Source organism: Paenarthrobacter sp. NPDC089675 (assembly GCF_044749185.1).
Classification (GTDB): Bacteria; Actinomycetota; Actinomycetes; order Actinomycetales; family Micrococcaceae; genus Arthrobacter.
The window spans coordinates 651,512-674,797 of record NZ_JBIVHM010000001.1 but is presented as its reverse complement, the minus strand read 5'-3'; the positions used below and the strand labels follow the sequence as shown (position 1 = coordinate 674,797).

Genomic DNA, 23,286 nt, shown 5'->3' with positions numbered 1-23,286 from the left:
CGAACACGGGCCGACGACAAGGAGCCAGCACACCTTGACCTTCATCCCTCCCATGGAAACCCTCAGCATCGAGCCGGAAAAGATCGACTATGTCTCGATCCTCATCACTGTGGGCGTGGGCCTGCTTGTATGGACCGTTGCGCGCTTCATCATCCTGCGCATCACCCGAAGGGTTGCCTCCGGCAGTTCGTTCTTCAAGAAGCCGCATTTCAAGTGGGTTCAGCCTGCCATCCGTGCCTTGGACCATGAACGGCGCTCCCAACGGGCCCAAACCATAGGTTCGTTGTTGACCAGTCTGGTGAGCGTCATTGTGGTGGTCATCGTGATCATCTACGTCCTGAAATATATGAATGTGGACGTCGCACCTTTGCTGACCAGCGTCGGCATCCTGGGTGTCGCAATCGGTTTCGGGGCCCAGCAACTGATCCGGGACTTCCTGGCCGGCATCTTCATCACCATCGAAGACCAGTACGGCATCGGCGACGTCATCGTCACCAGCGAGGTCATTGGAACCGTTGAATCGGTGGGCCTCCGGATCACCCGTGTCCGCGCTGAAGACGGCGCAATCTGGTATCTCCGCAACGGCGAGATCCTCCGCGTGGGCAACCGCTCCCAGGGCGACTACGTGCCACTGGATGCACCGGAACCGAACGACGACGACCAGAGCACCAAAGTGACTGCCGGAGCTGCCACCGGCTCCGCACCGAAGCCCGAGGAGAAGGCCAGTGAATGACATGACCGCCGGACAGGACCCTGCCGCACCGCAGGCCGGCCAGCGCCGCCAGCTGATGCAGAACGATCCTTTCAGCCAACCGGCCTACACGGACAGCTTCTACGCGGCTGTGGGCGGGCATGAGACGTTCGTGAAATTGATCGACGTTTTCTACGACGGCGTCGCCGGCGATCCCCTGCTGCGCCCGATGTACCCGGAAGAAGACCTGGAACCGGCCAAACGGCGCTTCCTGATGTTCCTGGAGCAGTACTGGGGCGGCCCCACAACCTACAGCGAGGAACGCGGGCACCCCCGCCTGCGCATGCGCCACATGCCTTTCCGCGTGACGCCGGAAGCGAAGAACCGCTGGCTCTTCCACATGCGCGAGGCGGTCGACTCACTGGGCTTGTCGCCCCTGCACGAAGGGACGCTGTGGGACTACATGGAACGCGCGGCGCTCACCATGGTGAACAGCCCTTCCGCCATGTGACCCTAGTTCCGGAAGTCCAGTCCGGCCCCTGTCCTTACCAGAACGTGGCCTCGGGGTCCGCTAAGCCGGAACCAGCGACCGTTGCGGAACAATTGCTGCTCGCCGTCGGCAAGGAAACCGAGGGCGAAGGCTGCGAAAGCTGCCCCTGCAGGAATTTCCTCACGTCCAGGCAAACCACGGCTCCATACGGCCGCACGCGCCGAGTTGACCACCGCGGCGCCCGCCGAGGCCGGGATCACGCGGGCAACTTCGGCGATTCCGGCCTCGGCGGCGGCCTTCAGTACCACATCGGTGATGGCCCCCTGGGCCTCCCAGCCGCCCCTCGGCGCACCGACACCGGCCCAGGATTCGGAAACGGTCGACGGCGGGATGGGCAGGTCCACGTCATCAGCACCGGAGCGGGCGAGTCGATCCAGCACGGACGCGAGCGTCACCGTAGCGTCCGCCCGCGCATCCTCGCCCAGGGCCATGGTGCGCAGACCCAGGATGGTGGGAGTGGATTCGCCCAGGATCCGAGGCCTCAGTACGCATACGTAAGCTGCCAGGACCCGGCCCGCAGCCTGCAAACGGATGGCGCCGTCTTCGATGCTCTTGGCACGCGTGACGTAGGTCCGCAGATCGGTGAGATCGCGGGGGTCGGCGAAGCGGAAGGACTGGGTCAAGACGTCTGTCACAGCATCGACTCTACCGGCATGTCCGCGTTTGAGAGGGGTTGGGGTGCCGTCTAGAGTCGAACCATGACTGAGACGAACGCCGGCCCCGCGGCGGAGGCCCCCGCGGAGGACCCCATGGAAGTGCTGATCGGGCTGCTGGACCTGGGTGACTTCGATGGCGCCCGTACCAATGAGGACATTTTTCTTGGCCCCTCGCAGAAGCAGCCCCGCCACCGTGTTTTCGGCGGACAGGTTTTGGCGCAGTCAATGATGGCCGGAATGCGCACTGTCGACGAAGACCGAGTGGCGCATTCCATGCACGGTTACTTCCTCAGGCCGGGCGACGCGAACAAACCGATCACCTTTGGCGTGGAGCGGCTCCGTGATGGCAGGTCCTTTTCCGCGCGTCGTGTTCACGCCTACCAGGATGGTGTGCCGATCCTCTCAATGATCGCTTCGTTCCAGGTGGAAGACGATGGCCTTGACCACCAGGCCGTGATGCCGGAAGGGATCCCGGATCCGGAATCCCTGCCCAGCACGGCCGAACTGTTATCCCGGTACGATCACCCCATGGCCAGGCATATGTCCTCGGAGCGGCCCTTCGACGTCCGCCACATCGACCCGGCGCTTTACGTGTTACCGCCCACGGAGCATGTGGCAACGAACGCCGTTTGGATGAAGACCATAGGCCCCCTTCCGGATGACCCGAACCTGCACCGGGCAGCCTTGGCTTTTGCCAGTGACTACACCCTTCTGGAACCCATCCTGCGCAAGCACGGACTGGCATGGATGACGCCGGGCATGAGTGTGGCCAGCCTGGACCACGCCATGTGGTGGCACCGGCCCGTCCGGGTCGATGAGTGGATGCTCTACGTCCAGGAATCCCCCAGCGCCCAAGGAGCCCGGGGATTGTCCACCGGGCGTATCTTCAACCGTGACGGCCAGCATGTCGCAACTGTTGCCCAGGAAGGCATGGTGCGGGTTCCCTGAGCGGACCGAGTGCACTGAAACCGGCATGACGGACAACAATGGCCGCCCCGTTCGGGGCGGCCATCATTGTTTGGTGCAGGGCCGGCTGAGTCGCGGAGCCTAGTCGCGCGTCAGGCGGCGGTGGGTGACGCGGTGCGGCTTGGCGGCGTCGGGGCCGAGCCGTTCGACCTTGTTTTCCTCGTAGGCTTCGAAGTTGCCCTCGAACCAGTACCACTTGGAGGGGTTTTCCTCGTCACCTTCGTAAGCGAGGATGTGCGTGGCAACCCTGTCCAGGAACCACCGGTCGTGGGAGACCACAACAGCACAGCCGGGGAAGTCCAGAAGTGCGTTTTCGAGGCTGCTCAGGGTCTCGACGTCGAGGTCGTTGGTCGGTTCGTCCAGGAGCAGCAGGTTGCCACCCTGCTTGAGGGTCAGTGCCAGGTTGAGGCGGTTACGCTCACCACCCGAGAGGACACCGGCCTTCTTCTGCTGGTCCGGTCCCTTGAACCCGAACGCCGAAACATAGGCACGGGAAGGCATTTCAACCTGGCCGACCTGGATGTGGTCCAGGCCGTCAGAGACAACCTCCCACAGGGTCTTGTTGGGGTCGATCCCACCACGTGACTGGTCGACGTAGGAGATCTTGACCGAGTCACCGATCTTGAGGTCGCCGCCGTCGAGCGGTTCCATGCCAACAATGGTCTTGAACAGGGTGGACTTGCCCACACCGTTGGGGCCAATGACGCCGACGATTCCGTTGCGGGGCAAGGAGAAGGAAAGGTCCTCGATCAGGACGCGGTCATCGAAGCCCTTCTTGAGGTCCTTGGCTTCGATCACCAGGTTACCCAGGCGGGGTCCCGGCGGAATCTGGATTTCCTCGAAGTCGAGCTTGCGGGTGCGCTCGGCTTCCGCTGCCATCTCTTCGTAGCGCGCCAGACGCGCCTTGGACTTGGTCTGGCGGCCCTTGGCGTTGGACCGGACCCACTCAAGTTCCTCGGTGAGGCGCTTGGCAAGCTTTGCATCCTTCTTGCCCTGCACCTCAAGGCGTGCCTTCTTCTTCTCCAGGTACGTGGAGTAGTTGCCCTCGTAGGGGTAGAGGTGGCCGCGGTCGACCTCGGCGATCCACTCGGCAACGTGGTCAAGGAAGTAGCGGTCGTGGGTAACGGCCAGGACAGCGCCGGGGTACTTCGAAAGGTGCTGTTCCAACCAGAGGACGCTTTCGGCGTCCAGGTGGTTGGTGGGCTCGTCAAGCAGCAGGAGGTCAGGCTTCTGGAGGAGCAGCTTGCAGAGGGCCACGCGGCGTCGCTCACCACCGGAAAGCACGGTCACGTCCGAGTCCGCCGGCGGGCAGCGGAGGGCGTCCATGGCCTGTTCCAACTGGGAGTCGATGTCCCAGGCATCGGCAGCGTCGATGGCTTCCTGGAGCTTGCCCATCTCCTCGAGGAGGGTGTCGTAATCCGCGTCCGGGTTGGCCATCTCTTCGGAGATCTCGTTGAAGCGCTGGATCTTTCCGTAGATCTCGCCGACGCCCTCCTGAACGTTGCCGAGGACCGTCTTTTCCTCGTTCAGCGGCGGTTCCTGCAGCAGGATGCCCACGGTGTAACCCGGGCTCAAGCGGGCCTCACCGTTCGAAGGAGTGTCCAGGCCAGCCATGATCTTCAGGATGGTGGACTTGCCGGCACCGTTCGGGCCCACGACGCCGATCTTGGCGCCGGGGAAGAACGACATGCTGACATCGTCCAGAATAAGTTTGTCGCCAACGGCCTTTCGGGCCTTGGTCATCGTGTAAATGAATTCCGCCATGCCCTTAAATCTAGTGGCTAGGCGGGCAGAACTCACATTCGGTCAGACCAGCCATCCCTAGCGGGCATCCCCCACGAAACATTTTCCGGACGCCAGTACGGGCAGTACCGTGACCACCACACCGCCGTCGCGGATCTGTCCCATCACGCAACTGTTGCCGGCGTGTGCCGCGGCTTCGATGGCGTCGACGTCCAATCCGGTGGGTGTGCGGCTCACCGAGACCTCGATGTTGGCTTCCGGAATTCCCGCCCCTGCCAGAGCCGACCTCACCACGTTCCGATCCGGTTTGGAGTTTGCGGCAACGAGGTTCCGCAGGGTTGTTTCCACGGTTTGCGCGGCTGCGTCAACGGCAGGATCGCTTCTCCCGGGGGCAGGCGACGCGGGTGCGACGGCAGGCGACGCCGGTGCGACCGCGGGCGACGCGACCGGAATGGTGGCCGGATGCGCCGGGGCGCACGATGTCACTGCCGCCGCAATGAACAGCGAGGACAGCAGCAGCCTGCCCCGCCGCGTGGACGTACCCTTTTGCCGCATCACTGTGCTCCCCCGCTCATCACACAGCCATTCTGCCATTCCATCTGCAATGCCCCCGGCGTAGCGTGGCATTACGTGCCCTCGACGGGTTCCTCCGAAAGCCCAGGAGCTGCTGCAGTGAATGCAAAGTTTGCCGACGCCCAAGCGTCCATCAGGGTAGCCGCACCGCGTGCCGCAGTGTGGAACGCCCTGACCGATCCCGCCGTCATCAAGCAGTACTTCCTTGGCACCAATGTGGAGACCACATGGAAGGTCGGAGATTCCATCACCTACTCAGGCGAATACAACGGCCACGCCTATAGGGACAGCGGCACCATCCTGGAGTTCGAACCCATGATCCTGGTGAAGACCACCCATTACAGTCCCACGACGGGCTTGCCGGATGTGCCGGAAAACCACCACACGGTGGAATACAGGCTGGCGGACGACGACGGCGGCACAAGAGTCACGATCGTGCAGGGCAACAACAAGAGCTCGGAGGAAGTGGAACAGTCAACCGCTACGTGGCAATTGGTACTGAAGAACCTCAAGGAGTTCCTGGAGTCCGGCAATTCATCTTCTGCGTAATGAGCGATCCCCCGGAACCTGACTGGGTTCCGGGGGATGTTTTGCGCCCCAGGAGGGAATCGAACCCCCGACCGGCGGATTAGAAGGCCGCTGCTCTATCCCCTGAGCTACTGGGGCATACCGCACCACGCAAGCCGTGGCCGCTGGCGCCACAAAGAGTTTACAGTGCATTCACCGCATGGGTTGCCAGCCCGCGCCGGGCCCTCTCTCCCTCAACAGGGGCGGCAAGACGACGTTATGCACATAGCGGCATTGGGGAGTGCTCGGCCGGCGGCAGGAGGACGAAGCTGAAGGAGCCGGACAGGCAGCTTCCTACTTCCAGAAGGACCACCATGAATGACATCATCACTCTCCGCGGCTTCGTGGCCTCGGAGGTCAAGAGTTCCACCACAATCCGCGGCACTTCCACGGCGTCTTTCCGCCTTGGCACGACCGAGCGGCGGTATGACCGTGCCAACAATGTCTGGGTGGACGGAAATACCAACTGGTACACGATCCAATCATTCCGTTACCTTGCAGGCCACGTCGGGTGCAGCATCAAGAAGGGCCAGCGGGTGATCGTGGTGGGTCGCCTGCGGCTCAGGCAATGGGAACACGAAGGTAAGATCTACCACGTCGCCGAGGTGGACGCCGAGTCCGTGGGCCACGACCTGATGTGGGGCTCGGCCAACTTCACCAGGATGAATGGAAGCTCCGGGCAGGCAGATGCTGCTGGATCGGCGGCCAATGGCAGCGGTGAGCCGGAGACCGAGGTGCCAGGTGAAGAATTGCCGCCCGTTGCGGGACGGCCAGGGAGCCAGACTCATGGCACGGATTGGGAGTCACCCGACGACCGGCAAGCACCTCCGGAAGACGGCGCTGCGGATGCTGAAGAGTTGGGCGAACAACCCGGCGGTGTTCTCGTCAATACACAGACAGGCGAATTGGTGGATGCTACGGCCTGATGCCGCAAACGGGGTCCAAGGCGGGGCATGCCCCTCGCGGTGGCGGGCTTCACACCCCGAACGGCCTCACCCCCGAATGGCCTTGGACCCCGGATGGAGCGGAACGAAGGGAGATCACGGATCTAGAGTTGCCTTATGAACAGCAGCCAACTCGTGGAGGCGGTCCGGTCTGCATTGCATTCCGCAGCGGATGCCGAGCGTGGGCGCGGGGCCCAAGCCTATATGAAGTCGTCGATGCCCTCCCTCGGAGTCCGGGTCCCCGAGGTGCGGCGAATCGCTAAGGCAGCCTGCAGGCAATTCCCACCTGGGTCGGCCGATCAATTGCGCAGGGATGCCCTGGATCTGTGGCGGAACGCTGCCGTCCGTGAAGAACGATATGCGGCCATAGACCTCACCGCTGCGCCGATGGTCAAGGCTGATCCCGGGATGCTTCCGGTCTACGAGGAGATCATCCGGACTGGGGCGTGGTGGGACCTGGTGGACGGTGTGGCACACAGGATCGGCGCTTTGCTGTTGGCTCTCCCGGAAATCATGACACCGGTGCTTCTTCAATGGTCCACCGACCCGGACATGTGGATTCGACGGTCTTCCATCACAGCCCAGCTCGGAGCGAAGGCCCGGACGGACACTGCCCTGCTCGCAGCAGTGATCAAAGCGAACCTTGCCGACAAAGAGTTCTTTATCCGTAAAGCCATCGGTTGGGCATTGCGCGAGTACAGCAAAACGGATGCCGTCTGGGTAGCCGCCTTCGCCGCAGAGAACGCCGCCGGTTTGAGCCCGCTGTCCACGCGGGAGGCGCTTCGCCTCCTACCCGCACTGAGTCCCGGCGGTAAGGGATCAGATGATGGGGCGTAGGCCCGGTTCATCACGCTTGCGGAAGAGGCTCTTGGTCTTCGGGTCAACGAAAATCAAGTAAACGGCAAACAGCAGGGCGATAATGGCTGCGGCATTCCGCGCGAGGGTCAAGGCAAGGCCCAAGTCTTCGCTTTGGAGGTACGGGAAGACATCCAACTGGTCGGAAATGGCATAGACCATGAAGAAGGACACAACGAAATAAACGGCTTTCACCTGCCAGTCGTTGCGGATGCCCGTCACGGCGAACAGCGGGATCAGCCACACCACGTACCACGACTGGATCATCGGCGCCAGCATCACGATGGCCGCAAAGGCAAGGGTGAGCCGACGGATGAGGCGGTCATGTTCGCCCCGGAACACGAGCCAGGCGACGGCCGCGAGCATAAGTACCTTGCCGGCGTCGTAAACCCACTTGGCCATGCCCCAGCCGTCCAACCCGAAGACGTTGAAAATGGAGGCAACCACCAAACCGATCAACCCAACGGGTGCATACCAGATCCACACGCTGCCCGGCGCTGAGAGACCCTTGATCCAGCCGAATCCAAACCCGTTCACAAGGCTCATGGCGTAGAGGAGCCCGAACGTCAGCGCGGCGGTCAGGAACCAGAAAAGGAAGTTGCGGGGCCAGGACGCCCCCTTGCCCGCCCACAGCAAGCCGATGAAGGGCAGGAACACCACGGTGATGGGTTTTACCGAAATCGAGAGGGTGACGAGGACGATACCCAGGACCACCTTGCGGGTCGCGCAATAGTACAAACCGGCAAGGGCAAGGCCGATCATGAGTGAATCGTTGTGGACACTCGCAATGAAGTTGGTGAGGAACAGCGGGTTCGCGGCCGTCAGCCACAGCGCCCGGTGAGGATTCACCCCATGGAGCTTTGCGAGTTTCGGAACATAGATGATGCAGAGAATTACGCCCACCACCGCAACAAGCCGGAACAGCATGATGCACGCTTCCGGGTGGACGTTGGTTACCCACACCACGAATTGTTCGATCCACAGGAAGAGCTGGCCGTAGGGAACCGGCGCCTCGGTCCACATCTTGTCCGCACCCAACTGGAAATAGTTGGGCAGGGCGGATATGCCGTTTTCGTAGGGATTCATTCCCTCCACCATCAGCCTGCCTTGGCCAATGTAGGCATAGACGTCCCGGCTAAAGAGGGGAACAGTGAACATCATCGGCAATCCCCAGGCCACTACGGCCTGGAGGGTCGCCCTCCGCGCTTCAAGCCCCCACACCCGCACGCGCTGGCCCAACCGCAGCCAGGCCCTGACCAACAGCATTCCGCCGACGGCAATGAGGACGATCGAGAGCCCCACCCCGACCCCTTCGGTCCGCATCCAGATAAACAGCGGAAGCCGGCGCAGTTCGGAGACAGGGGCCAGCCAGCCCACACCCAGGGAACCGATCACCAGGAACATCGACCCGATGAAGCCGGCAATAAGGGGCGAACGTGCGTTGTCCACCTCGGCGGCAGCATCCACGGACGCTGCTTTCCCTGCCTTCTCGGCGGCGGGTAGAGGCACCGTCATGTGGTCTTCATCCAATCTTTTGCCCGGCATGTTCTCGGGACGGAATTTCGAATTTCGAGGGCGGTTCATGGCGGGAAAAAGGACACTGCCATGCTCAAAAAGCGTACCATCGGAGCACTTCGGAGCGGCTGAACGGATAGGCTGGGCGCGTGCCTATTACTAATGAACGCATCGTTTGGATCGACTGCGAAATGACCGGCCTCGACCTCGTCAACGACGCCCTCATCGAGGTTGCTGCGCTTGTGACTGATTCCGAGCTCAACATCTTGGGCGAGGGCGTGGATGTAGTCATCAAGCCCGACGACGCCGCATTGGAGCAGATGAACGACTTCGTCCGCGACATGCATACCCGTTCCAAGCTCCTTGACGAACTTCCCCAAGGCAAGACGATGGCCGAGGCGGAGGCCCTTGTCCTCGAGTACATCGAGAAATGGGTACCCGACCCGCGCAAGGCGCCCCTCGGCGGGAACTCCGTAGGAACCGACCGTATGTTTCTCGCCCGGGACATGCCCAACGTCATCGAGCACCTGCACTACCGCGTGATCGATGTCAGCACCATCAAGGAACTGTCCCGACGCTGGTTCCCCCGCGCCTACTTCCAGTCCCCGGCGAAACACGGCGGACACCGGGCCCTGGGCGATATCAAAGACTCCATCGACGAACTCCGGTACTACCGGGAAGCTGTGTTCGTTCCCTCTCCAGGGCCCGATACAGCTACGGCGCAGAGGATTTCAAAGGAGACCACAGCTTCTGCGGAGTCGTTGGGCTCACCCCAGGGAGTGTGATCTGCGCCATTTTTGAAGGTTTTTTCGTCGAAACCGGCAAAAGTGGACTTTGAACCCTGAAACAGCAGGTAAGCTATTTGTCGTTGCCTTCACGGATTGCCGGTCAAACGGTCAGACGCAGAGGCGCATGGTGGGCGTAGCTCAGTTGGCAGAGCGCCTGGTTGTGGTCCAGGAGGTCGCGGGTTCAACCCCCGTCGCTCACCCCACCGAGATTGGCTGAAGGGCCGGTTTCAGCAAAGGCCGCATCGGTTATCCGGTGCGGCCTTTGTTTTATTAACACCGTGGACGGCCACCTTGGGGGCCGCCAGTGACAACAGCCACTGACAAGGAAGAACTGACATGACGGTCCTGCCGATCACCATCTGGGGCGAACCTGTCCTGCACCGACGGGCCAGTGAAGTGGAAGTTTTCGACGACGAACTCCGGACCTTGATCGAGGACATGTTCGAAACAAACGATGCCGCCAATGGTGTCGGACTTGCGGCCCCCCAGGTCGGCGTCGGCAAGCGGATCTTTGTCTACCACTACGCCAACGAAGACGGCGCACCCGAGCGGGGCGTCCTGGTCAATCCGGTTCTGACGCTGTCCAAGGTATCCGGGGCACTCCCCGATCCGGAAGAGCACGTTGAGGGCTGTTTGTCTTTCCCCGGGGAACACTATCCACTGCAGCGTGCTGAGTGGGCCCGCGTCCAAGGGTTTGACGGGGACGGGAATCCGGTCGAATTCGAGGCGACGGGTTGGTTCGCGCGGGTGATGCAGCACGAATACGACCATTTGGACGGCAAGCTCTACATCAACCGCCTTGTGGACCGTTACTCGAAGAAAGCCATGAAGCAGGCCAAGAAGAACGGTTGGGGAGTTCCGGGTCTGACCTGGATGCCCGGCGTGGACCCTGATCCGTTCGGCCACTAGCCATGACGCAAGGCCGTCATGAGCAGCTTTTCCAACTGCTGGACATCACCGGCGAGGACGCCAGCGAATGCGCGGAACTGCTCGCCGCGAGTACCAGTCCGGGCGTGATCGAGGCACTGGACGCGCTAAGCGGCCGGCTCGGCACCTATCCGCCGGAAAGCCTCGAATCTGCCGGCCTCACGGAGCCTGACTGGATTGTCGCGCTGCTCCGCTTCGCCCCGCAGGTTCATGCCTATCACCTTGACCTCGGCATAAGTCCGGAGGTGTCCAGGGCTGCCTTGTCCGACTTTGGGCTGCAGCTCCGCATCAACAGAAGGGTCCACGGCCGTTTCGGACTGGACACCTGGGCCTGGATGACCCTGCACATGGCCGGAAACCTGTTCCGGCTGGGTCGGTTGCAATTCCACCTGATCCGCAGGGCCCAGTCGCAACAGCACGCAGTGGAGCAGGGTGCTTGGGTGCTTGGCGTCCACATTCCGGAAGATGGCAGCCTCTCCCCTGTTGCAGTCGATGCAAGCTTCGATGAGGCACGGCGATTCTTTGCTGCCCATTTCGCGGACAAAGCCGTCTCCGAAGCTGCGTGCGATTCGTGGATGCTGGACCCGTACCTTTTGGCGGAACTGCCGGAGAGCAATATCGCTTCATTCGCCCGGCGTTTCACAGTGGACTACTGCACTGATGCACCCACCGATGCCGTCTATTTCACCTTCCGGCACCGCGGATTGAACAACCTGGCAGCGTTGCCCCGTGAAACGTCGCTTCAGCGCGTGGTCCTGGAGCGGATCGACAAGGGCGGCACCTGGCAACTCGGGCATGGTCACCTGGCGTTATAGATGGTCTTCTGGTCCGGACAGGTGGCAAGGACCCGCTTCATCGCGTCCTTCTCGGCTTGGGTGACCCATAGTTTGTAGGCGGTTTTCACGGAGACCTGCCGCGCTACGTAGTGACACCGGAAATTCTTGTTGGGCGGCAACCATGTTGCGGCATCTCCGGCGCCCTTCTTGACGTTTTGGGGGCCATCGGCCGCGATCAGGTTGAGGGGATCGTTGGCGAGCATTTGGCGTTGTTGGGCCGGAAGTTCCTTGGCGCCCTTTTGCCACGCATCGGCCAAGGCCACGACGTGGTCGATCTGGACTGCGGCACTTGTGTCCTGGCCACGGCGGAAGGCCACGTCGGCGCCTGTATAGGGCTCTTGAAAATGACCTGCAGCGACCCTGCAACCCGAGCCTGTGGTGAATTCCACGGCCGCCAGGTCCCGCCTCAGGATGTCGTTACGGGTGTCACAACCATTGTGGTCCACATCCGCCCACGCCTGACCGAAGGCCGTCCGATCATAGTCGTTGTTGGACGAGCGGCCCTTCACCTCGAGCAGTTCAAGGGCGTCGGCAGCTTTCTGTGGACGCACTGGGAAAGCACCCGGAAGGGGTTTCATCCACGCAGCGTCGAAGACAGGTGCCTCGCTGGGTCCTGATGTCCCCGGGCCGGAAATTTCGAATTGTCCCGTGGTGAAAAACCACGTCAATCCCCCGGCTATGGTGACGGCTGCCAGCACCAGGATCGTCCATGCTTGGCGGGATCTGCGTCGTGCCCGCCTGTAGGCAGACCAAGTGGTACTCAAGAGGCTCCGTCCGGTGGCTCATCCAATGCCCTATGAGCGTAGGACAATCCACCGACAACGAAGCCGGAATCCACAGTGTGGAGGAAAGGTCACACGAGTGACAGAGGAATCAGCCCTCTACTGTTCACGCATGACGCGTTGGAGGTCCTCGGCCGCGAGGGCAAGGAGCCCGCGTAACTGCTCCACGCGCTCGTCGCTGACGTCACCCGCCGCGTTGGCTGCAACTGCTTGGTCAAGGAGCTTCTGGGCTTGCTTGTGATTCGCTTTTGCCACGTCGAGTGCGTGCTCCAGCGTGGTTTCGTGCTCCAATGTCGATTCATTTTCCATGAACCCATTGTGGGCAGGTTTCCCGGCTGATTCCAGTAACCAGCCGGGAAACCCGGGTAACGCTTTGGCCTACGCGTTGGCGCCCTCAAGCACGGCAATGGGGGCCACGACGTCCCGCGCAGGGAAGGACGGCGGGTTGACGCCGGCCATCTCTTCCATGACGCGGACCACCTGGCAGGAGTAACCGAACTCGTTGTCGTACCACACGTAGAGAACCAGGTTCTTGTCGTTGGAGATGGTTGCCAGCCCGTCCACGATGCCGGCGCGACGGGAGCCGACGAAGTCCGTGGAAACAACGTCCGGAGAGTCGATGTAATCGATCTGCTTGCGGAGCGGGGAGTGCAGCGAGAGCTCACGCAGGTAGTCGTTAACCTCTTCGCGGGTGGTGCCGTTGGCGAGGTTGAGGTTGAGGATCGCCATGGAAACATCCGGCGTCGGGACGCGGATCGCGTTGCCGGTGAGCTTGCCCTGCAGCTCCGGCAGCGCCTTGGCGACTGCCTTTGCGGCACCGGTCTCGGTGATGACCATGTTCAGGGCGGCGGAGCGGCCGCGGCGGTCGCCCTTGTGGAAGTTGTCGATCAGGTTCTGGTCGTTCGTGAACGAGTGCACAGTTTCAACGTGGCCGTGGACGATGCCGAACTTGTCGTTAATCGCCTTCAACACGGGGGTGATGGCGTTGGTGGTGCAGGAAGCGGCGGTGACGATCTTGTCGTCATCGGTGATGTCGCCTTGGTTGATGCCGTGCACGATGTTCTTGAGGTTGCCCTTGCCGGGAGCGGTCAGGAGAACGCGGGCAACACCCTTGCTCTGCAGGTGCTGGGCAAGGCCATCGGCGTCGCGCCAGCGGCCCGTGTTGTCCACTACCAAGGCGTCCTTGATGCCAAAGGCCGTGTAGTCCACCGTGGCGGGGTTGTCCGAGTAGATGACCTGGATCTGAACACCGTTGGCCGTGATGGTGTTGGCTTCCTCATCCACTCGGATGGTGCCTTCGAAGGAGCCGTGGACGGAGTCGCGGCGCAGCAGGCTGGCGCGCTTGACGAGGTCGTTCTCGGCACCCTTGCGGACCACAATTGCACGGAGCCGAAGGCCGTGGCCGCCACCTGCCTTCTCGATCAGGATGCGGGCCAGCAGGCGGCCGATGCGGCCAAAGCCGTAAAGCACGACGTCGGTGCTGGTGCGGTCGTCCGCGCCGCGCTTACCTACGATCCCGTCCAGCTCGGCGCGCAGGAACTCATCCAGCGAGGCGCCGTTGCCTTCAGCCCGGAACTTTTCGGTCAGGCGGGCAATGTCGATCGCTGCTGCGCCGAGCTCAAGCTCGGCAAGGGCGTTCAGCAAAGGCGCGGTTTCTTCCAACAGGAGCTCGGTGTTGCTCATCCGCCGGGCAAAACGGTGTGCCTTGAGGATGTTCATGGTGGACTTGTTGATCAGGCTGCGCCCGTGGATGCTGGTGACCACATTGTTTTCGCGGTACAACCGGCCGATCACCGGAATCATGGCCTCGGCAAGCGCCTCCCGGCCCATCCACTTATCAAGACAAGAATCTGACGTCTGGCTCACAGAACTACCTTCCTTGGGTCAACCACATACGCCCTCGTATGCAGATGGCGTCGGCCGCCCGGAGTAGTCCTGCGGCACATGCGCTGCGGGTTTCGGTCCACCCGTGGCGCCTTGAACGAGAGCAAAGAAAATCCGCCGGCTGCGAACGCAGACCCGGCGGCAGAACATCTACGTTCAGTAACTATTCTAGGGCGGGAATGCCGGGTCTTTGCCGCCCGAAGGCGTGAAATCACTCACACGGCCGTACCGTAGACTCCTGCCTGTGAACCCTCCCGCGCGCAGCGACGTCCTCCGCCAAGCGCTCCTTGCGCGAAAAGGCGGCCACATCGGTACCGGCGGCCGTGGCGCCGTCGCACTCCGGTTCGACGACGCAGCGAGGGACTTCCGCGGCAGGATCCTGCCTCTCCTGGCCCAGCGGTCCCTTCCCTTCACGCGGGTCACCACCACCCGTCGTGTTGGCATTGTGCCCAACGAAATGGACACCTGGAGAAACATCCAGGACTACTGCCTCCGGCACGGTGGCGAAGTGTGGAACCACGGAGCGAGCCATGGGGACGTGTCCGGCGAGACCGCCCTCCACCTGGAAATCGTCGGGGCGCTCCAGGACCTGCGCCGCAACCTCCCGCGCGTTCCGGTGGATTGCTTTGCTCCGCCCGGGGGTGCTGCGATCAGGTACGACGGTCACATGCCGTCCAGAACGGCAGAGTGCTGGACAGAAACGTTTGCGGGCCGCTCCATCCGGGATCACCATGCCATTGCTTCGGGCTATCTTCCTGACAGCTACTACAGACCGCTGGACGGCGTCCTGAGGGATGGGCAGAACCACTACAGCCTGGACCACTATACGGATCCCGAAAAGGCGGCGGCAGTGATCGACCGGGCCCGCGACTGGAAGATGGGTGTGGTCATGATGTGGCACGCCAACAACATCGGCGCAAGGGACCGGCAGTCCCTGGAAACGTTCGAGGCGACCCTGGACTACCTGACGGAACAGCGCGATGCGGGCAAGTTGCTGGTCCTCACCGTTTCCGGACTCGCGGCTGCAGACGCTTCGAGCAACCATCGCGACAATATCCTGACCAAGGACTCGGGCAATCCATTTGAGGAGACCGTTGCCTACCCGCAATACCGGCGGAACATCCCTGGTTCCACGCGGGAGCTAACGGCGACCATTACGGGCACCCCGGGGTCGATAGTGACCTCAAGGATCGGGGAATCCGTCCGGAAGCACGTCATCCCGACGTCCGGATTACTTGCGCTGCGGCATCCGGCCACCATCGCGGTCGATGTGAGACGGCTGGACGTGGCCATCGACGCGCCTGCCCATGATGTGGCGCTCCTGGCCGTCTAAAGCACCCACCTCATGGACGCCGGGCACCTCGAAGGCCTGAAGTCCGGGAGAAACGGCCCTTTTGGGTGGATGGGTTGACCGATACGCCGGGTTCTGTCATCCCCCATCGTTGCCGATAAGGGAGTAGCGGCCATCCATCTACGAACGCCGTTGCCGACGCCCTCCAGCAGCCTACCCGGACACTCGGGCGAGCAGCCCTCCAACGTGTCCTGTCTGGCCTTGCTCCGGGTGGGGTTTACCTAGCCTCCCCGGTCACCCGGGGAGCTGGTGGTCTCTTACACCACCGTTTCACCCTTACCTGCCGGAACCGGCGAAATACCGGAAACGCAGGCGGTCTGTTCTCTGTGGCACTGGCCTGCGGGTTACCCCGAGTGGGCGTTACCCACCACCCTGCTCTACGGAGCCCGGACGTTCCTCGAGCCACTTCCGTGACGCGCGGCCGCCTGGTCAACCCATCCGCCCTACAGTCTACCGGCGCCGGGCCCCAGGCCTGACACCGGTAATATCTTCTGGTGCTGATTCTCCTGCCGCCTTCCGAAGGCAAGACCCCCGCAACAAAGGGCCCCGCCATTGACTGGGAGTCATTGAGCTTCCCGGAGCTGAACTCTTACCGCGCCAAAGTGCTGGACGCCCTCGGGCTGGTGAGCGCGCACCAAGACGCCCTCGCATTGCTGGGCGTCGGCGCCTCGCTGCGGGACGACGTCGAACGCAACACCCGGCTGCACGCCGAACCGGCGGCGCCTGCGCACCAGGTCTATTCCGGAGTCCTCTACGACGCCCTGGGCTATAACAGCATGACTCCCACGCAGCGCCGGAAAGCAACCGACTCGATCCTGGTGGTTTCCGCCCTATGGGGCGCCATCGGCTTCGGCGACCATGTTCCGGCCTACCGCCTGTCCATGGGAACCGCACTGCCCGACGTCGGACGCCTCGCGTCTTACTGGAAGCCGCAGCTTGCCGCGGCCCTGGCCGGGCGAACGGAAGGTGAGCTCGTGGTGGACTGCCGTTCCAGCACCTATGCGGCAGCCTGGACGCCACCGGCGGCACAGACGGTGACCGTCAACGTCTTCAACGAGGCCAACGGCAAACGGACTGTCGTGAGCCATTTCGCCAAGCACACACGCGGCGAACTGGCCCGGCACCTGCTGACAAGGCGGGGCAAAGCGCCGTCCACCCCTGCGCAGCTGTTGAAGGCCGCAGCCGAGGTGTGGACGGCGGAGCTTGTTGAGGGAACGGCCCGCAAGCCGCATGCCCTCAACATCATCCTCGCCGGCTAGCCCCGGTTAGTTCCATTCGGCGGAGCGGACCAGGATGCAGCCGGAGTCCGGGCAGAAAACAATGTCATCCTCCGCCGCTGCCTTGACTTCGGCGAGGTCACCGGGGCTGAGGGTCATCCCGGACCCTTCCGACTTGCCGTGGAAGAGGCGGGCAGCGCCCACCCCGCGCTTCGCAATGGTCTTTTCGTAGATGGCCAGCAGACTCTGGTCGAGGGCCCCTGCAAAGGCAGCGCGTTCACCCCTGACCACTGTTTCTTCTGCGGAAATTTCGGCGATCTGCTGATCGAGCTCGGCGCGAATACTCCCGAAGGAGCCTTGGATGTCATCAACGATGGCCTGCTGGGCAGCCTGCCGTTCCCTGAGGGTGTCCAGGCGTTCGAGGATTTCCAGCTCCACGTCTTCCAGGTCGGAGCGGCGCTTGTTCAGGGAAGCAATGTCGTTCTGCAGGGCCACGAGGTCCTTGGACAGGCCCGTCCCGCTGTTCAGCCGTGCCTCGTCGCGTTCAATGCGGCTCACTACCTGTTCGACGTCGGTCTCCGAACGACGCAATTCGGCCTCAGCGTCGTGGACTGCGAGTTTGGCAGCCCCGAGTTCTCCATTGGCAACGCTCAGCGCATCCTGGAGATCGGTGATGCGCGGATCCGTTTCAAGCACCTTCCGGCGTCCGGCAAGCGATTTCAGCTTGGCGTCGAGTCCCTGCAGTTCAAGCAACTTGAGTTGTTCTGCCGGTGCTGCTTTCGCCACGCTTACCTCCGTTTGTTATTGCCGGCCCGTGTTGGTCAGTGCCGGTTGGGCCGTGCGGCCGCTGTCCTCCAGATCCTAGTCCCCGCCGGGAGTAAGGATGAAGTCCCACGGATCGCTGTTGGTGCTGCTGACCCGCAGTTCAACGTCGTAGCCCTGGTCTGCCAGGACGTTCCCCAGCGCCTCGGCTGCCACCGGCAGCCACAACCATTCGCTGGCGAAATGGGAGACGTCAATAAGGTAGGGCCGGTCGTTCACTGCCGCTTCACGAGCTTCGGACGCGGGGTGGTGCCGCATGTCCGCGGTGACGTAGACGTCGGCGTGGTTGGAACGGACGGCGTCGAAAAGACTGTCCCCGGCACCGCCGCACACGGCCACACGCCGAACCAGGCCGTCTTTGTCGCCGGCCACCCTCACGCCACCCGCCACAGCGGGTAGAACACCGAACACCCGGGCTGCAAAATCGCCCAAGGTCATGAGTTCAGGAAGGTCGCCGACCCGGCCGATCCCTTCCTCCGGCAAACCGTTGGCAGCAAGTGTCAGCGGAGCCACGTTTTCAAGGCCGAACGCGTCAGCCAGGACATCGGATACTCCGCCCACTGCGGAGTCGCCGTTGGTATGAACCGTCAGGAGTCCGGTCCCCGCCTCAATCAAACGATGGACGGCCAGGCCCTTCGCGTTGGTTGCGGCCACTGAGTTCACGCCTCTGAGCAGCAACGGGTGGTGGGTGATCAGTAGCTCGGCGCCCCACTCAATGGCTTCGTCGATGACGTCGAGGGTGGGATCCACGGCGAAGAGGACTTTGGTGACGGGCACGTCCGGCCGCCCCACCACGAGTCCGACCTCGTCCCAGTCTTCAGCGAGCGACTCGGGCCAGAGCTCCTCCACGGCCAGGAGTACTTGGGCCAGGGTGGGCTCTCCGGGGGCTTCAAGCGTTCCGGCGTCATCGCCGGAGCCTGCAGTGGAAAGGGCTGTGTCTGCTGCTTCCATACTCTTATTCTTACCTACCCGGGCGGATCGGTCAGGGTCCACGCCCGCGCGGCGCCGGTACTGTCAGCCGCCGTCACCGTCCCGTAAGGTATTGCGGGAATCATCAGTGCTCCCGATCCATTGAAGAGATCATGAAAACTTTCGTACTTGGCGGCGGCTGCTTCTGGTGCCTGGATGCCGTTTACCAGAAGACCCGTGGCGTCAGCTCTGTGGTGTCCGGCTACACCGGCGGCCATCTCCGCAATCCCGACTACTACGAAGTCTGTTCCGGCACCACGGGCCATGCCGAGGTTGTTGCCGTGACTTTCGACGAGGCAGTCGTGCCGGAGGAAGTCATCCTCGACATGTTCTTTGCCCTGCACGACCCCACGACCTTGAACCGGCAGGGGTACGACGTCGGCACCCAGTACCGGTCCTCGATGTTCTACACGACAACAGAGGAAAAGATCCTGTTCGAGGAAGCCATCGGCCGCGCCCAGTCCCTGTGGAAAGATCCGATTGTTACGGAGGTGAGCCGACTTGGTGACTTTTATGAAGCAGAGGAAATTCACCAGAACTACTACGCACGGTTCCCAAACCAGGGTTATTGCCAGGTGATTATCAATCCGAAGCTGGCCAAGGCCAGGAAATATTACTCTGCATGGCTAATTGCTTAGCAGGGTGTCGGCGCCGCTGGTTAGGCTGACCTCAGCATTCCCTCTTGAGAGATAGGCATACATTTTCATGGCAAGGATCTACGACGACGTCACCCAGCTGGTCGGACGCACCCCGCTTGTCCGGTTGAACCGCCTTACTGAAGGACTTGACGCCACCGTTGCAGTCAAGCTCGAGTTCTACAACCCTGCCAACAGCGTCAAGGACCGTATTGGTGTTGCCATCATCGACGCCGCGGAAAAGTCAGGGGCCCTGAAGCCCGGCGGAACGATCGTTGAGGGCACCTCCGGCAACACGGGCATCGCGCTTGCTTTGGTGGGCGCCGCCCGCGGTTACAAGGTGATCCTGACGATGCCGGAGACCATGTCGACCGAACGCCGCGTGATGCTGCGCGCTTACGGCGCCGAAATCGTGCTGACCCCGGGTTCGGAGGGCATGCGGGGCGCGGTCGAGAAGGCACAGGAAATCGTTGCCAACACGGAGAACGCTATTTGGGCCCGCCAGTTCGCCAACGAGGCCAATCCGCAGGTCCACCGCGACACCACCGCTGAGGAAGTTTGGGCAGACACCGACGGCGAAGTGGACATCTTCGTCTCCGGCGTCGGCACGGGCGGAACCATCACCGGCGTCGGGCAGGTCCTCAAGGAGCGCAAGCCGGGCGTCCAGATCGTGGCAGTGGAGCCCAAGGACTCCCCTATCCTCAACGGCGGCGCGCCGGGCCCGCACAAGATCCAGGGCCTGGGCGCCAACTTTGTTCCGGAAATCCTGGACACCAATGTCTACGACGAAGTACTGGACGCCACCCTGGAGGACTCCGTCCGCGTAGCCCGCGAGCTCGGCGCCCGTGAAGGCATCCTAGGCGGCATCTCCTCCGGCGCCATCGTCTGGGGCGCCCTGGAGCTCGCCAAGCGCCCCGAGAACGCAGGCAAGCTGATTGTTGCCGTGGTCTGCGACTTTGGCGAACGTTACATCTCCACGGTCCTGTTTGACGATATCCGCGGCTGATCCACGCCCGCGAATATTCATTCCTGTAGAAAGGTCTTTGTGAGTTTCTTCGCAAGGCTTAAGGAAGACCTCGACGCCGCCAGGTCCCACGACCCGGCGGCTCGAGGCTCTTTCGAGAACTTTTTCGCGTACTCCGGCTTGCACGCCATCTGGGCACACCGGCTGACCCACAAGCTGTGGCAGAACCCTGCCTTGCGCTTTCCTGCGCGCCTGATCTCGCAATTGGCCCGATTCATGACGGGAATCGAGATCCACCCCGGCGCCACGATTGGACGCAGGTTCTTCATCGACCACGGCATGGGTGTGGTGATCGGCGAGACATCCGAGATCGGCGACGACGTGATGATCTACCACGGAGTCACCCTTGGTGGCCGCTCACTGGCGAAGGTCAAAAGGCACCCCACCATCGGGGACCGTGTGACCATCGGAGCCGGCGCCAAGGTCCTGGGTCCCATCACCATCGGAGCGGACAGCGCCATCGGGGCCAACGCCGTGGTGGTCAAGAATGCTCCCCCGGAATCGATCATCACCGGCATCCCGGCCACGTGGCGGCATCGTGATGCCAAGTCCGAGACAAAACCGGCTGTCGATCCCGCCGAGTACTACATCGAATACCGGATCTAGCGGATAAACCTCTGGTAGGAATTCCAGAGGACCGCGTCGAAGGCGCGGTCCGGAAGCACCCGCCTTAAAGCCAAGACGCTCCAGGCACCCCTGCCCACCGGGTAGCGGGTCCTGGGGCGTTTCGCTGTTGCTGCCCGCGTGATCGCCTTCGCGACCACGCGCGGCGGGGTGGAGAGGATCTGTCCCGAGGTGGACGCCAGCGCTGCGGCCATGACATGGGCTTGCTCCTTGTAGGGACCGTGGCCGGAGGCCATCATCAGGCCCTCTCCCGCAATGGTTCCCCACTCGGTGTCGGTGCCGGACGGTTCGATCACAACGACGTCGATACCGTGGGGTTTGAGTTCAAGGCGCAACGAATCGCTCATCCCCTCAACGGCGAACTTTGTTGCGTGGTACCAGGCACCCAATGGCTCGAAGATCTTGCCGCCGATCGATGAGACGTTGATGATGCGGCCCTTGCCGGCCTCGCGCATCCGCGGGATGACCAACTGGGTCATTCGGGCAAGCCCCAAAACATTGACGTCGAACTGGCGCCGTCCCTCTGCCAACGGAACTTCCTCCAGCGAGCCGTACGATCCGTAGCCCGCGTTGTTGACCAGCACATCCACCCTGCCCCGGGCAGTCTCCACCGCAGTTACTGCAGCCACCATTGATTGATCGTCCGTCACGTCCAAGGACAGGATGTGGATTCCCTTGGCCGTGAGGGGTTCCATCCGGTCCACACGGCGGGCGCCCGCGTAGACAATGAATCCCGCGCTTCGGAGAGCCAGAGCCGATTCAAAGCCGATGCCCGCGGAGGCTCCCGTCACCAAGGCAATACGTTCGCTCATCGCTGTGCTCCTCGTCGTGGGCAGCCGTTGTTGGAACGGCAAAGGCCGGCTTCCCCCAGCATATGAGGAGGAAGCCGGCCTTCGAGATAATGCGGCTAGTGGGTGTCCACTGCCGAGATCTCGGACTTGTCTTCGCCCCAGAGGGTGTGGAAGGTACCCTCTGCGTCGACACGGCCGTAGGTATGGGCACCGAAGAGGTCGCGCTGGCCCTGGATCAGGGCAGCTGCAACGCGCTTGCGGCGCAGGCCGTCGTAGTAGGCAAGAGACGACGAGAACACCGGAACCGGGATTCCCAGCTGGACGGCGGTGGCTACGACGCGGCGCCAGGCCGGAAGGGCCTCGGCGATGGCCTTGGTGAAGGCCGGGGCGAACAGCAGGTTGGCGGGCTTCTCGTCAGCAGCGTAGGCCTTGGTGATGTCCTTGAGCAGCTCGGCACGGATGATGCAGCCTGCGCGCCACAGGGAAGCAATCTCGTCCAGCTTGAGGTCCCAGCCGTACTCCTTGGCGGCCGAGGTCAGCATGTCCAGGCCTTGGGCGTAGGAAACCAGCTTGGAGGCGTACAGCGCCTGGCGGACATCCTCAACGAACGTCTCGGGAATTTCGACGGCGGCTTCCTCACCGGCGAGCAGTTCCTGGCCCAGCTTGCGCTGCTCGGTCTGGGAGGACAGTGCACGGGCGAAGACGGACTCAGCGATACCGGAGACCGGGGAGCCGAGTTCAAGGGCGGAAATGACCGTCCAGCGGCCGGTGCCCTTCTGGCCTGCCGCGTCCACCACGACGTCAACGAACGGCTTGCCGGTCTTGGCGTCTACGTGGCCCAGGACCTCTGCCGAGATTTCGATCAGGAAGGAGGAGAGGTCCCCCTTGTTCCATTCAGCGAAGATTTTGGACTGCTCGGCCGGCTCAATGCCCGCACCGGAGCGAAGGAGGTCGAAAGCCTCGCCGATGACCTGCATGTCGGCGTACTCGATGCCGTTGTGGACCATCTTGACGAAGTGGCCGGCGCCGTCGGTGCCGATCCATGCGCAGCAGGGCTCGCCGTCTACCTTTGCGGAGATCTTCTCCAGCAGCGGGCCCAGGGCGTCATAGGACTCACGCGAACCACCGGGCATGATGGACGGGCCGTTCAGCGCGCCCTCTTCGCCGCCGGAGACACCGACGCCTACGAAGTGCAGGTCCTTCTTGGCCAGGGCGGCTTCGCGGCGGCGGGTGTCCTCATAGTGTGAGTTGCCGGCGTCGATGATGATGTCGCCTGCTTCGAGGAGCGGCTCAAGCTGCTCGATGACGTTGTCCACGGGGGCGCCGGCCTTGACCATGATCAGCACGCGGCGCGGCTTCTCCAAGGAGTCGACCAACTCCTGGAGGGTTTCCGTGCGAATGAAGTCGCCTTCCGAGCCGTGCTTCTCCAAAAGTGCGTCCGTCTTTGCCACGGAGCGGTTGTGGAGTGCCACGGTGAAGCCGTTGCGGGCGAGGTTGCGGGCCAGGTTGGCGCCCATCACCGCTAGGCCGGTGACACCGATGTGTGCTGACATCAAAACTCCAATTCGATCGTGTG

25 protein-coding genes, 2 tRNA genes and 1 other RNA gene are annotated in these 23,286 nt (G+C 62.6%); 15 read left to right on the top strand and 13 right to left on the bottom strand.

All coding sequences use genetic code 11. The features are described 5' to 3' along the window. Positions 1 to 34 precede the first annotated feature (34 nt). Together ACIPY2_RS03205 and ACIPY2_RS03200 are read left to right on the top strand one after the other, a co-directional pair. On the top strand, positions 35 to 733 hold the full coding sequence (locus ACIPY2_RS03205) for a mechanosensitive ion channel family protein (protein WP_400264914.1): 699 nt from the start codon (positions 35 to 37) through the stop codon (positions 731 to 733). Between the two features lies 1 nt (position 734). Beyond that, a complete protein-coding gene (locus tag ACIPY2_RS03200) occupies positions 735 to 1,202 on the top strand; it encodes a globin (protein ID WP_400265104.1) in 468 nt (155 codons plus the stop codon). A gap of 2 nt (positions 1,203 to 1,204) precedes the next feature. On the opposite strand, the gene ACIPY2_RS03195 is transcribed toward ACIPY2_RS03200, so the two are convergent. Beyond that, positions 1,205 to 1,876: a hypothetical protein gene (locus ACIPY2_RS03195; RefSeq protein ID WP_400264913.1), complete on the bottom strand. Its 672-nt coding sequence runs from the start codon at positions 1,874 to 1,876 to the stop codon at positions 1,205 to 1,207. Between the two features lie 63 nt (positions 1,877 to 1,939). Here ACIPY2_RS03195 and ACIPY2_RS03190 point away from each other — a divergent pair, with 63 nt between their 5' ends. Next, a complete protein-coding gene (locus ACIPY2_RS03190) occupies positions 1,940 to 2,845 on the top strand; it encodes an acyl-CoA thioesterase (RefSeq protein WP_400264912.1) in 906 nt (301 codons plus the stop codon). 99 nt (positions 2,846 to 2,944) lie between these two features. On the opposite strand, the gene ettA is transcribed toward ACIPY2_RS03190, so the two are convergent. Continuing rightward, positions 2,945 to 4,627, bottom strand: a complete 1,683-nt coding sequence (gene ettA / locus ACIPY2_RS03185; protein WP_400264911.1) for an energy-dependent translational throttle protein EttA — start codon at positions 4,625 to 4,627, stop codon at positions 2,945 to 2,947. 57 nt (positions 4,628 to 4,684) lie between these two features. Further along, positions 4,685 to 5,233: a DUF6993 domain-containing protein gene (locus tag ACIPY2_RS03180; RefSeq protein ID WP_400264910.1), complete on the bottom strand. Its 549-nt coding sequence runs from the start codon at positions 5,231 to 5,233 to the stop codon at positions 4,685 to 4,687. A gap of 45 nt (positions 5,234 to 5,278) precedes the next feature. Between ACIPY2_RS03180 and ACIPY2_RS03175 the strand changes: the two genes are divergently transcribed. Then, complete coding sequence (locus tag ACIPY2_RS03175; RefSeq protein WP_400264909.1) at positions 5,279 to 5,728, top strand: SRPBCC domain-containing protein; 450 nt, start codon at positions 5,279 to 5,281, stop codon at positions 5,726 to 5,728. A 44-nt stretch (positions 5,729 to 5,772) separates the two neighbouring features. Here the strand turns inward: ACIPY2_RS03175 and ACIPY2_RS03170 are convergent. Then, positions 5,773 to 5,845, bottom strand: a tRNA-Arg gene (locus ACIPY2_RS03170). A 215-nt stretch (positions 5,846 to 6,060) separates the two neighbouring features. Between ACIPY2_RS03170 and ACIPY2_RS03165 the strand changes: the two genes are divergently transcribed. Both ACIPY2_RS03165 and ACIPY2_RS03160 read left to right on the top strand, forming a co-directional pair. Further along, on the top strand, positions 6,061 to 6,672 hold the full coding sequence (locus tag ACIPY2_RS03165; RefSeq protein WP_400264908.1) for a single-stranded DNA-binding protein: 612 nt from the start codon (positions 6,061 to 6,063) through the stop codon (positions 6,670 to 6,672). Positions 6,673 to 6,807: 135 nt separating this feature from the next. After that, positions 6,808 to 7,527, top strand: coding sequence for a DNA alkylation repair protein (locus ACIPY2_RS03160; protein WP_400264907.1), 720 nt, complete (start codon positions 6,808 to 6,810; stop codon positions 7,525 to 7,527). On the opposite strand, the gene mptB is transcribed toward ACIPY2_RS03160, so the two are convergent. Beyond that, entirely contained in the window at positions 7,510 to 9,060 is a 1,551-nt protein-coding gene (mptB, locus tag ACIPY2_RS03155; protein WP_400264906.1) for a polyprenol phosphomannose-dependent alpha 1,6 mannosyltransferase MptB, read from the bottom strand. The two genes, ACIPY2_RS03160 and mptB, sit on opposite strands and share 18 nt — an antisense overlap. Positions 9,061 to 9,209: 149 nt before the next feature. Here mptB and orn point away from each other — a divergent pair, with 149 nt between their 5' ends. The 4 genes from orn (at position 9,210) to ACIPY2_RS03135 (ending at position 11,590) form a co-directional block, all read left to right on the top strand. Then, positions 9,210 to 9,845 (top strand): oligoribonuclease, encoded by a 636-nt coding sequence (gene orn, locus ACIPY2_RS03150; protein ID WP_400264905.1) that lies wholly within the window; start codon positions 9,210 to 9,212, stop codon positions 9,843 to 9,845. Positions 9,846 to 9,975: 130 nt separating this feature from the next. Then, positions 9,976 to 10,051 (top strand) — tRNA-His (locus ACIPY2_RS03145). Positions 10,052 to 10,184: 133 nt separating this feature from the next. Then, positions 10,185 to 10,757 (top strand): peptide deformylase, encoded by a 573-nt coding sequence (gene def, locus ACIPY2_RS03140; protein ID WP_400264904.1) that lies wholly within the window; start codon positions 10,185 to 10,187, stop codon positions 10,755 to 10,757. A 2-nt stretch (positions 10,758 to 10,759) separates the two neighbouring features. Further along, positions 10,760 to 11,590, top strand: coding sequence for an acyltransferase domain-containing protein (locus ACIPY2_RS03135; RefSeq protein WP_400264903.1), 831 nt, complete (start codon positions 10,760 to 10,762; stop codon positions 11,588 to 11,590). Here ACIPY2_RS03135 and ACIPY2_RS03130 read toward each other — a convergent pair. From ACIPY2_RS03130 to ACIPY2_RS03120, 3 genes are all read right to left on the bottom strand, one after another. Then, positions 11,575 to 12,375 (bottom strand): HNH endonuclease family protein, encoded by an 801-nt coding sequence (locus tag ACIPY2_RS03130; RefSeq protein WP_400264902.1) that lies wholly within the window; start codon positions 12,373 to 12,375, stop codon positions 11,575 to 11,577. The genes ACIPY2_RS03135 and ACIPY2_RS03130 overlap by 16 nt on opposite strands. A 117-nt stretch (positions 12,376 to 12,492) precedes the next feature. Beyond that, a complete protein-coding gene (locus ACIPY2_RS03125; protein ID WP_400264901.1) occupies positions 12,493 to 12,702 on the bottom strand; it encodes a hypothetical protein in 210 nt (69 codons plus the stop codon). 69 nt (positions 12,703 to 12,771) lie between these two features. Then, a complete protein-coding gene (locus tag ACIPY2_RS03120) occupies positions 12,772 to 14,259 on the bottom strand; it encodes a glyceraldehyde-3-phosphate dehydrogenase (protein ID WP_400264900.1) in 1,488 nt (495 codons plus the stop codon). Positions 14,260 to 14,521: 262 nt separating this feature from the next. On the opposite strand from ACIPY2_RS03120, the gene ACIPY2_RS03115 reads away from it, so the two are divergent. Beyond that, on the top strand, positions 14,522 to 15,610 hold the full coding sequence (locus ACIPY2_RS03115) for a polysaccharide deacetylase family protein (RefSeq protein ID WP_400264899.1): 1,089 nt from the start codon (positions 14,522 to 14,524) through the stop codon (positions 15,608 to 15,610). Between the two features lie 66 nt (positions 15,611 to 15,676). On the opposite strand, the gene rnpB is transcribed toward ACIPY2_RS03115, so the two are convergent. Further along, positions 15,677 to 16,065, bottom strand: an RNA gene (gene rnpB, locus ACIPY2_RS03110) — RNase P RNA component class A. 57 nt (positions 16,066 to 16,122) lie between these two features. Here rnpB and ACIPY2_RS03105 point away from each other — a divergent pair. Next, a complete protein-coding gene (locus ACIPY2_RS03105; RefSeq protein WP_400264898.1) occupies positions 16,123 to 16,887 on the top strand; it encodes a YaaA family protein in 765 nt (254 codons plus the stop codon). 6 nt (positions 16,888 to 16,893) lie between these two features. On the opposite strand, the gene ACIPY2_RS03100 is transcribed toward ACIPY2_RS03105, so the two are convergent. Both ACIPY2_RS03100 and ACIPY2_RS03095 read right to left on the bottom strand, forming a co-directional pair. Then, the gene (locus tag ACIPY2_RS03100) at positions 16,894 to 17,631 is read right to left on the bottom strand and encodes a zinc ribbon domain-containing protein (RefSeq protein WP_400264897.1); all 738 of its coding nucleotides are present in this window, start codon (positions 17,629 to 17,631) and stop codon (positions 16,894 to 16,896) included. 75 nt (positions 17,632 to 17,706) lie between these two features. Further along, a complete protein-coding gene (locus ACIPY2_RS03095; protein ID WP_400264896.1) occupies positions 17,707 to 18,618 on the bottom strand; it encodes a Nif3-like dinuclear metal center hexameric protein in 912 nt (303 codons plus the stop codon). A 131-nt stretch (positions 18,619 to 18,749) separates the two neighbouring features. On the opposite strand from ACIPY2_RS03095, the gene msrA reads away from it, so the two are divergent. From msrA to epsC, 3 genes are all read left to right on the top strand, one after another. Beyond that, positions 18,750 to 19,274, top strand: coding sequence for a peptide-methionine (S)-S-oxide reductase MsrA (msrA, locus tag ACIPY2_RS03090; protein ID WP_400264895.1), 525 nt, complete (start codon positions 18,750 to 18,752; stop codon positions 19,272 to 19,274). A 67-nt stretch (positions 19,275 to 19,341) separates the two neighbouring features. Continuing rightward, positions 19,342 to 20,277: a cysteine synthase A gene (gene cysK / locus ACIPY2_RS03085; protein WP_400264894.1), complete on the top strand. Its 936-nt coding sequence runs from the start codon at positions 19,342 to 19,344 to the stop codon at positions 20,275 to 20,277. Positions 20,278 to 20,316: 39 nt separating this feature from the next. Then, entirely contained in the window at positions 20,317 to 20,901 is a 585-nt protein-coding gene (epsC, locus tag ACIPY2_RS03080; protein ID WP_400264893.1) for a serine O-acetyltransferase EpsC, read from the top strand. Here epsC and ACIPY2_RS03075 read toward each other — a convergent pair. Together ACIPY2_RS03075 and gndA are read right to left on the bottom strand one after the other, a co-directional pair. Continuing rightward, a complete protein-coding gene (locus ACIPY2_RS03075) occupies positions 20,898 to 21,731 on the bottom strand; it encodes an oxidoreductase (protein ID WP_400264892.1) in 834 nt (277 codons plus the stop codon). The genes epsC and ACIPY2_RS03075 overlap by 4 nt on opposite strands. Positions 21,732 to 21,826: 95 nt before the next feature. Beyond that, a complete protein-coding gene (gene gndA / locus ACIPY2_RS03070; RefSeq protein WP_400264891.1) occupies positions 21,827 to 23,263 on the bottom strand; it encodes an NADP-dependent phosphogluconate dehydrogenase in 1,437 nt (478 codons plus the stop codon). Positions 23,264 to 23,286 lie beyond the last annotated feature (23 nt).

Bases quoted from the DNA above. Each gene is read 5' to 3' on its own strand.
- gndA (WP_400264891.1), bottom strand. From the start codon at position 23,263: ATGTCAGCACACATCGGTGTCACCGGCCTAGCGGTGATGGGCGCCAAC.
- ACIPY2_RS03075 (WP_400264892.1), bottom strand. From the start codon at position 21,731: ATGAGCGAACGTATTGCCTTGGTGACGGGAGCCTCCGCGGGCATCGGC.
- msrA (WP_400264895.1), top strand. From the start codon at position 18,750: ATGAAAACTTTCGTACTTGGCGGCGGCTGCTTCTGGTGCCTGGATGCC.
- cysK (WP_400264894.1), top strand. From the start codon at position 19,342: ATGGCAAGGATCTACGACGACGTCACCCAGCTGGTCGGACGCACCCCG.
- ACIPY2_RS03095 (WP_400264896.1), bottom strand. From the start codon at position 18,618: ATGGAAGCAGCAGACACAGCCCTTTCCACTGCAGGCTCCGGCGATGAC.
- ettA (WP_400264911.1), bottom strand. From the start codon at position 4,627: ATGGCGGAATTCATTTACACGATGACCAAGGCCCGAAAGGCCGTTGGC.
- ACIPY2_RS03125 (WP_400264901.1), bottom strand. From the start codon at position 12,702: ATGGAAAATGAATCGACATTGGAGCACGAAACCACGCTGGAGCACGCA.
- ACIPY2_RS03165 (WP_400264908.1), top strand. From the start codon at position 6,061: ATGAATGACATCATCACTCTCCGCGGCTTCGTGGCCTCGGAGGTCAAG.
- ACIPY2_RS03160 (WP_400264907.1), top strand. From the start codon at position 6,808: ATGAACAGCAGCCAACTCGTGGAGGCGGTCCGGTCTGCATTGCATTCC.
- mptB (WP_400264906.1), bottom strand. From the start codon at position 9,060: ATGACGGTGCCTCTACCCGCCGCCGAGAAGGCAGGGAAAGCAGCGTCC.
- ACIPY2_RS03135 (WP_400264903.1), top strand. From the start codon at position 10,760: ATGACGCAAGGCCGTCATGAGCAGCTTTTCCAACTGCTGGACATCACC.
- def (WP_400264904.1), top strand. From the start codon at position 10,185: ATGACGGTCCTGCCGATCACCATCTGGGGCGAACCTGTCCTGCACCGA.
- ACIPY2_RS03200 (WP_400265104.1), top strand. From the start codon at position 735: ATGACCGCCGGACAGGACCCTGCCGCACCGCAGGCCGGCCAGCGCCGC.
- ACIPY2_RS03180 (WP_400264910.1), bottom strand. From the start codon at position 5,233: ATGCCACGCTACGCCGGGGGCATTGCAGATGGAATGGCAGAATGGCTG.
- ACIPY2_RS03190 (WP_400264912.1), top strand. From the start codon at position 1,940: ATGACTGAGACGAACGCCGGCCCCGCGGCGGAGGCCCCCGCGGAGGAC.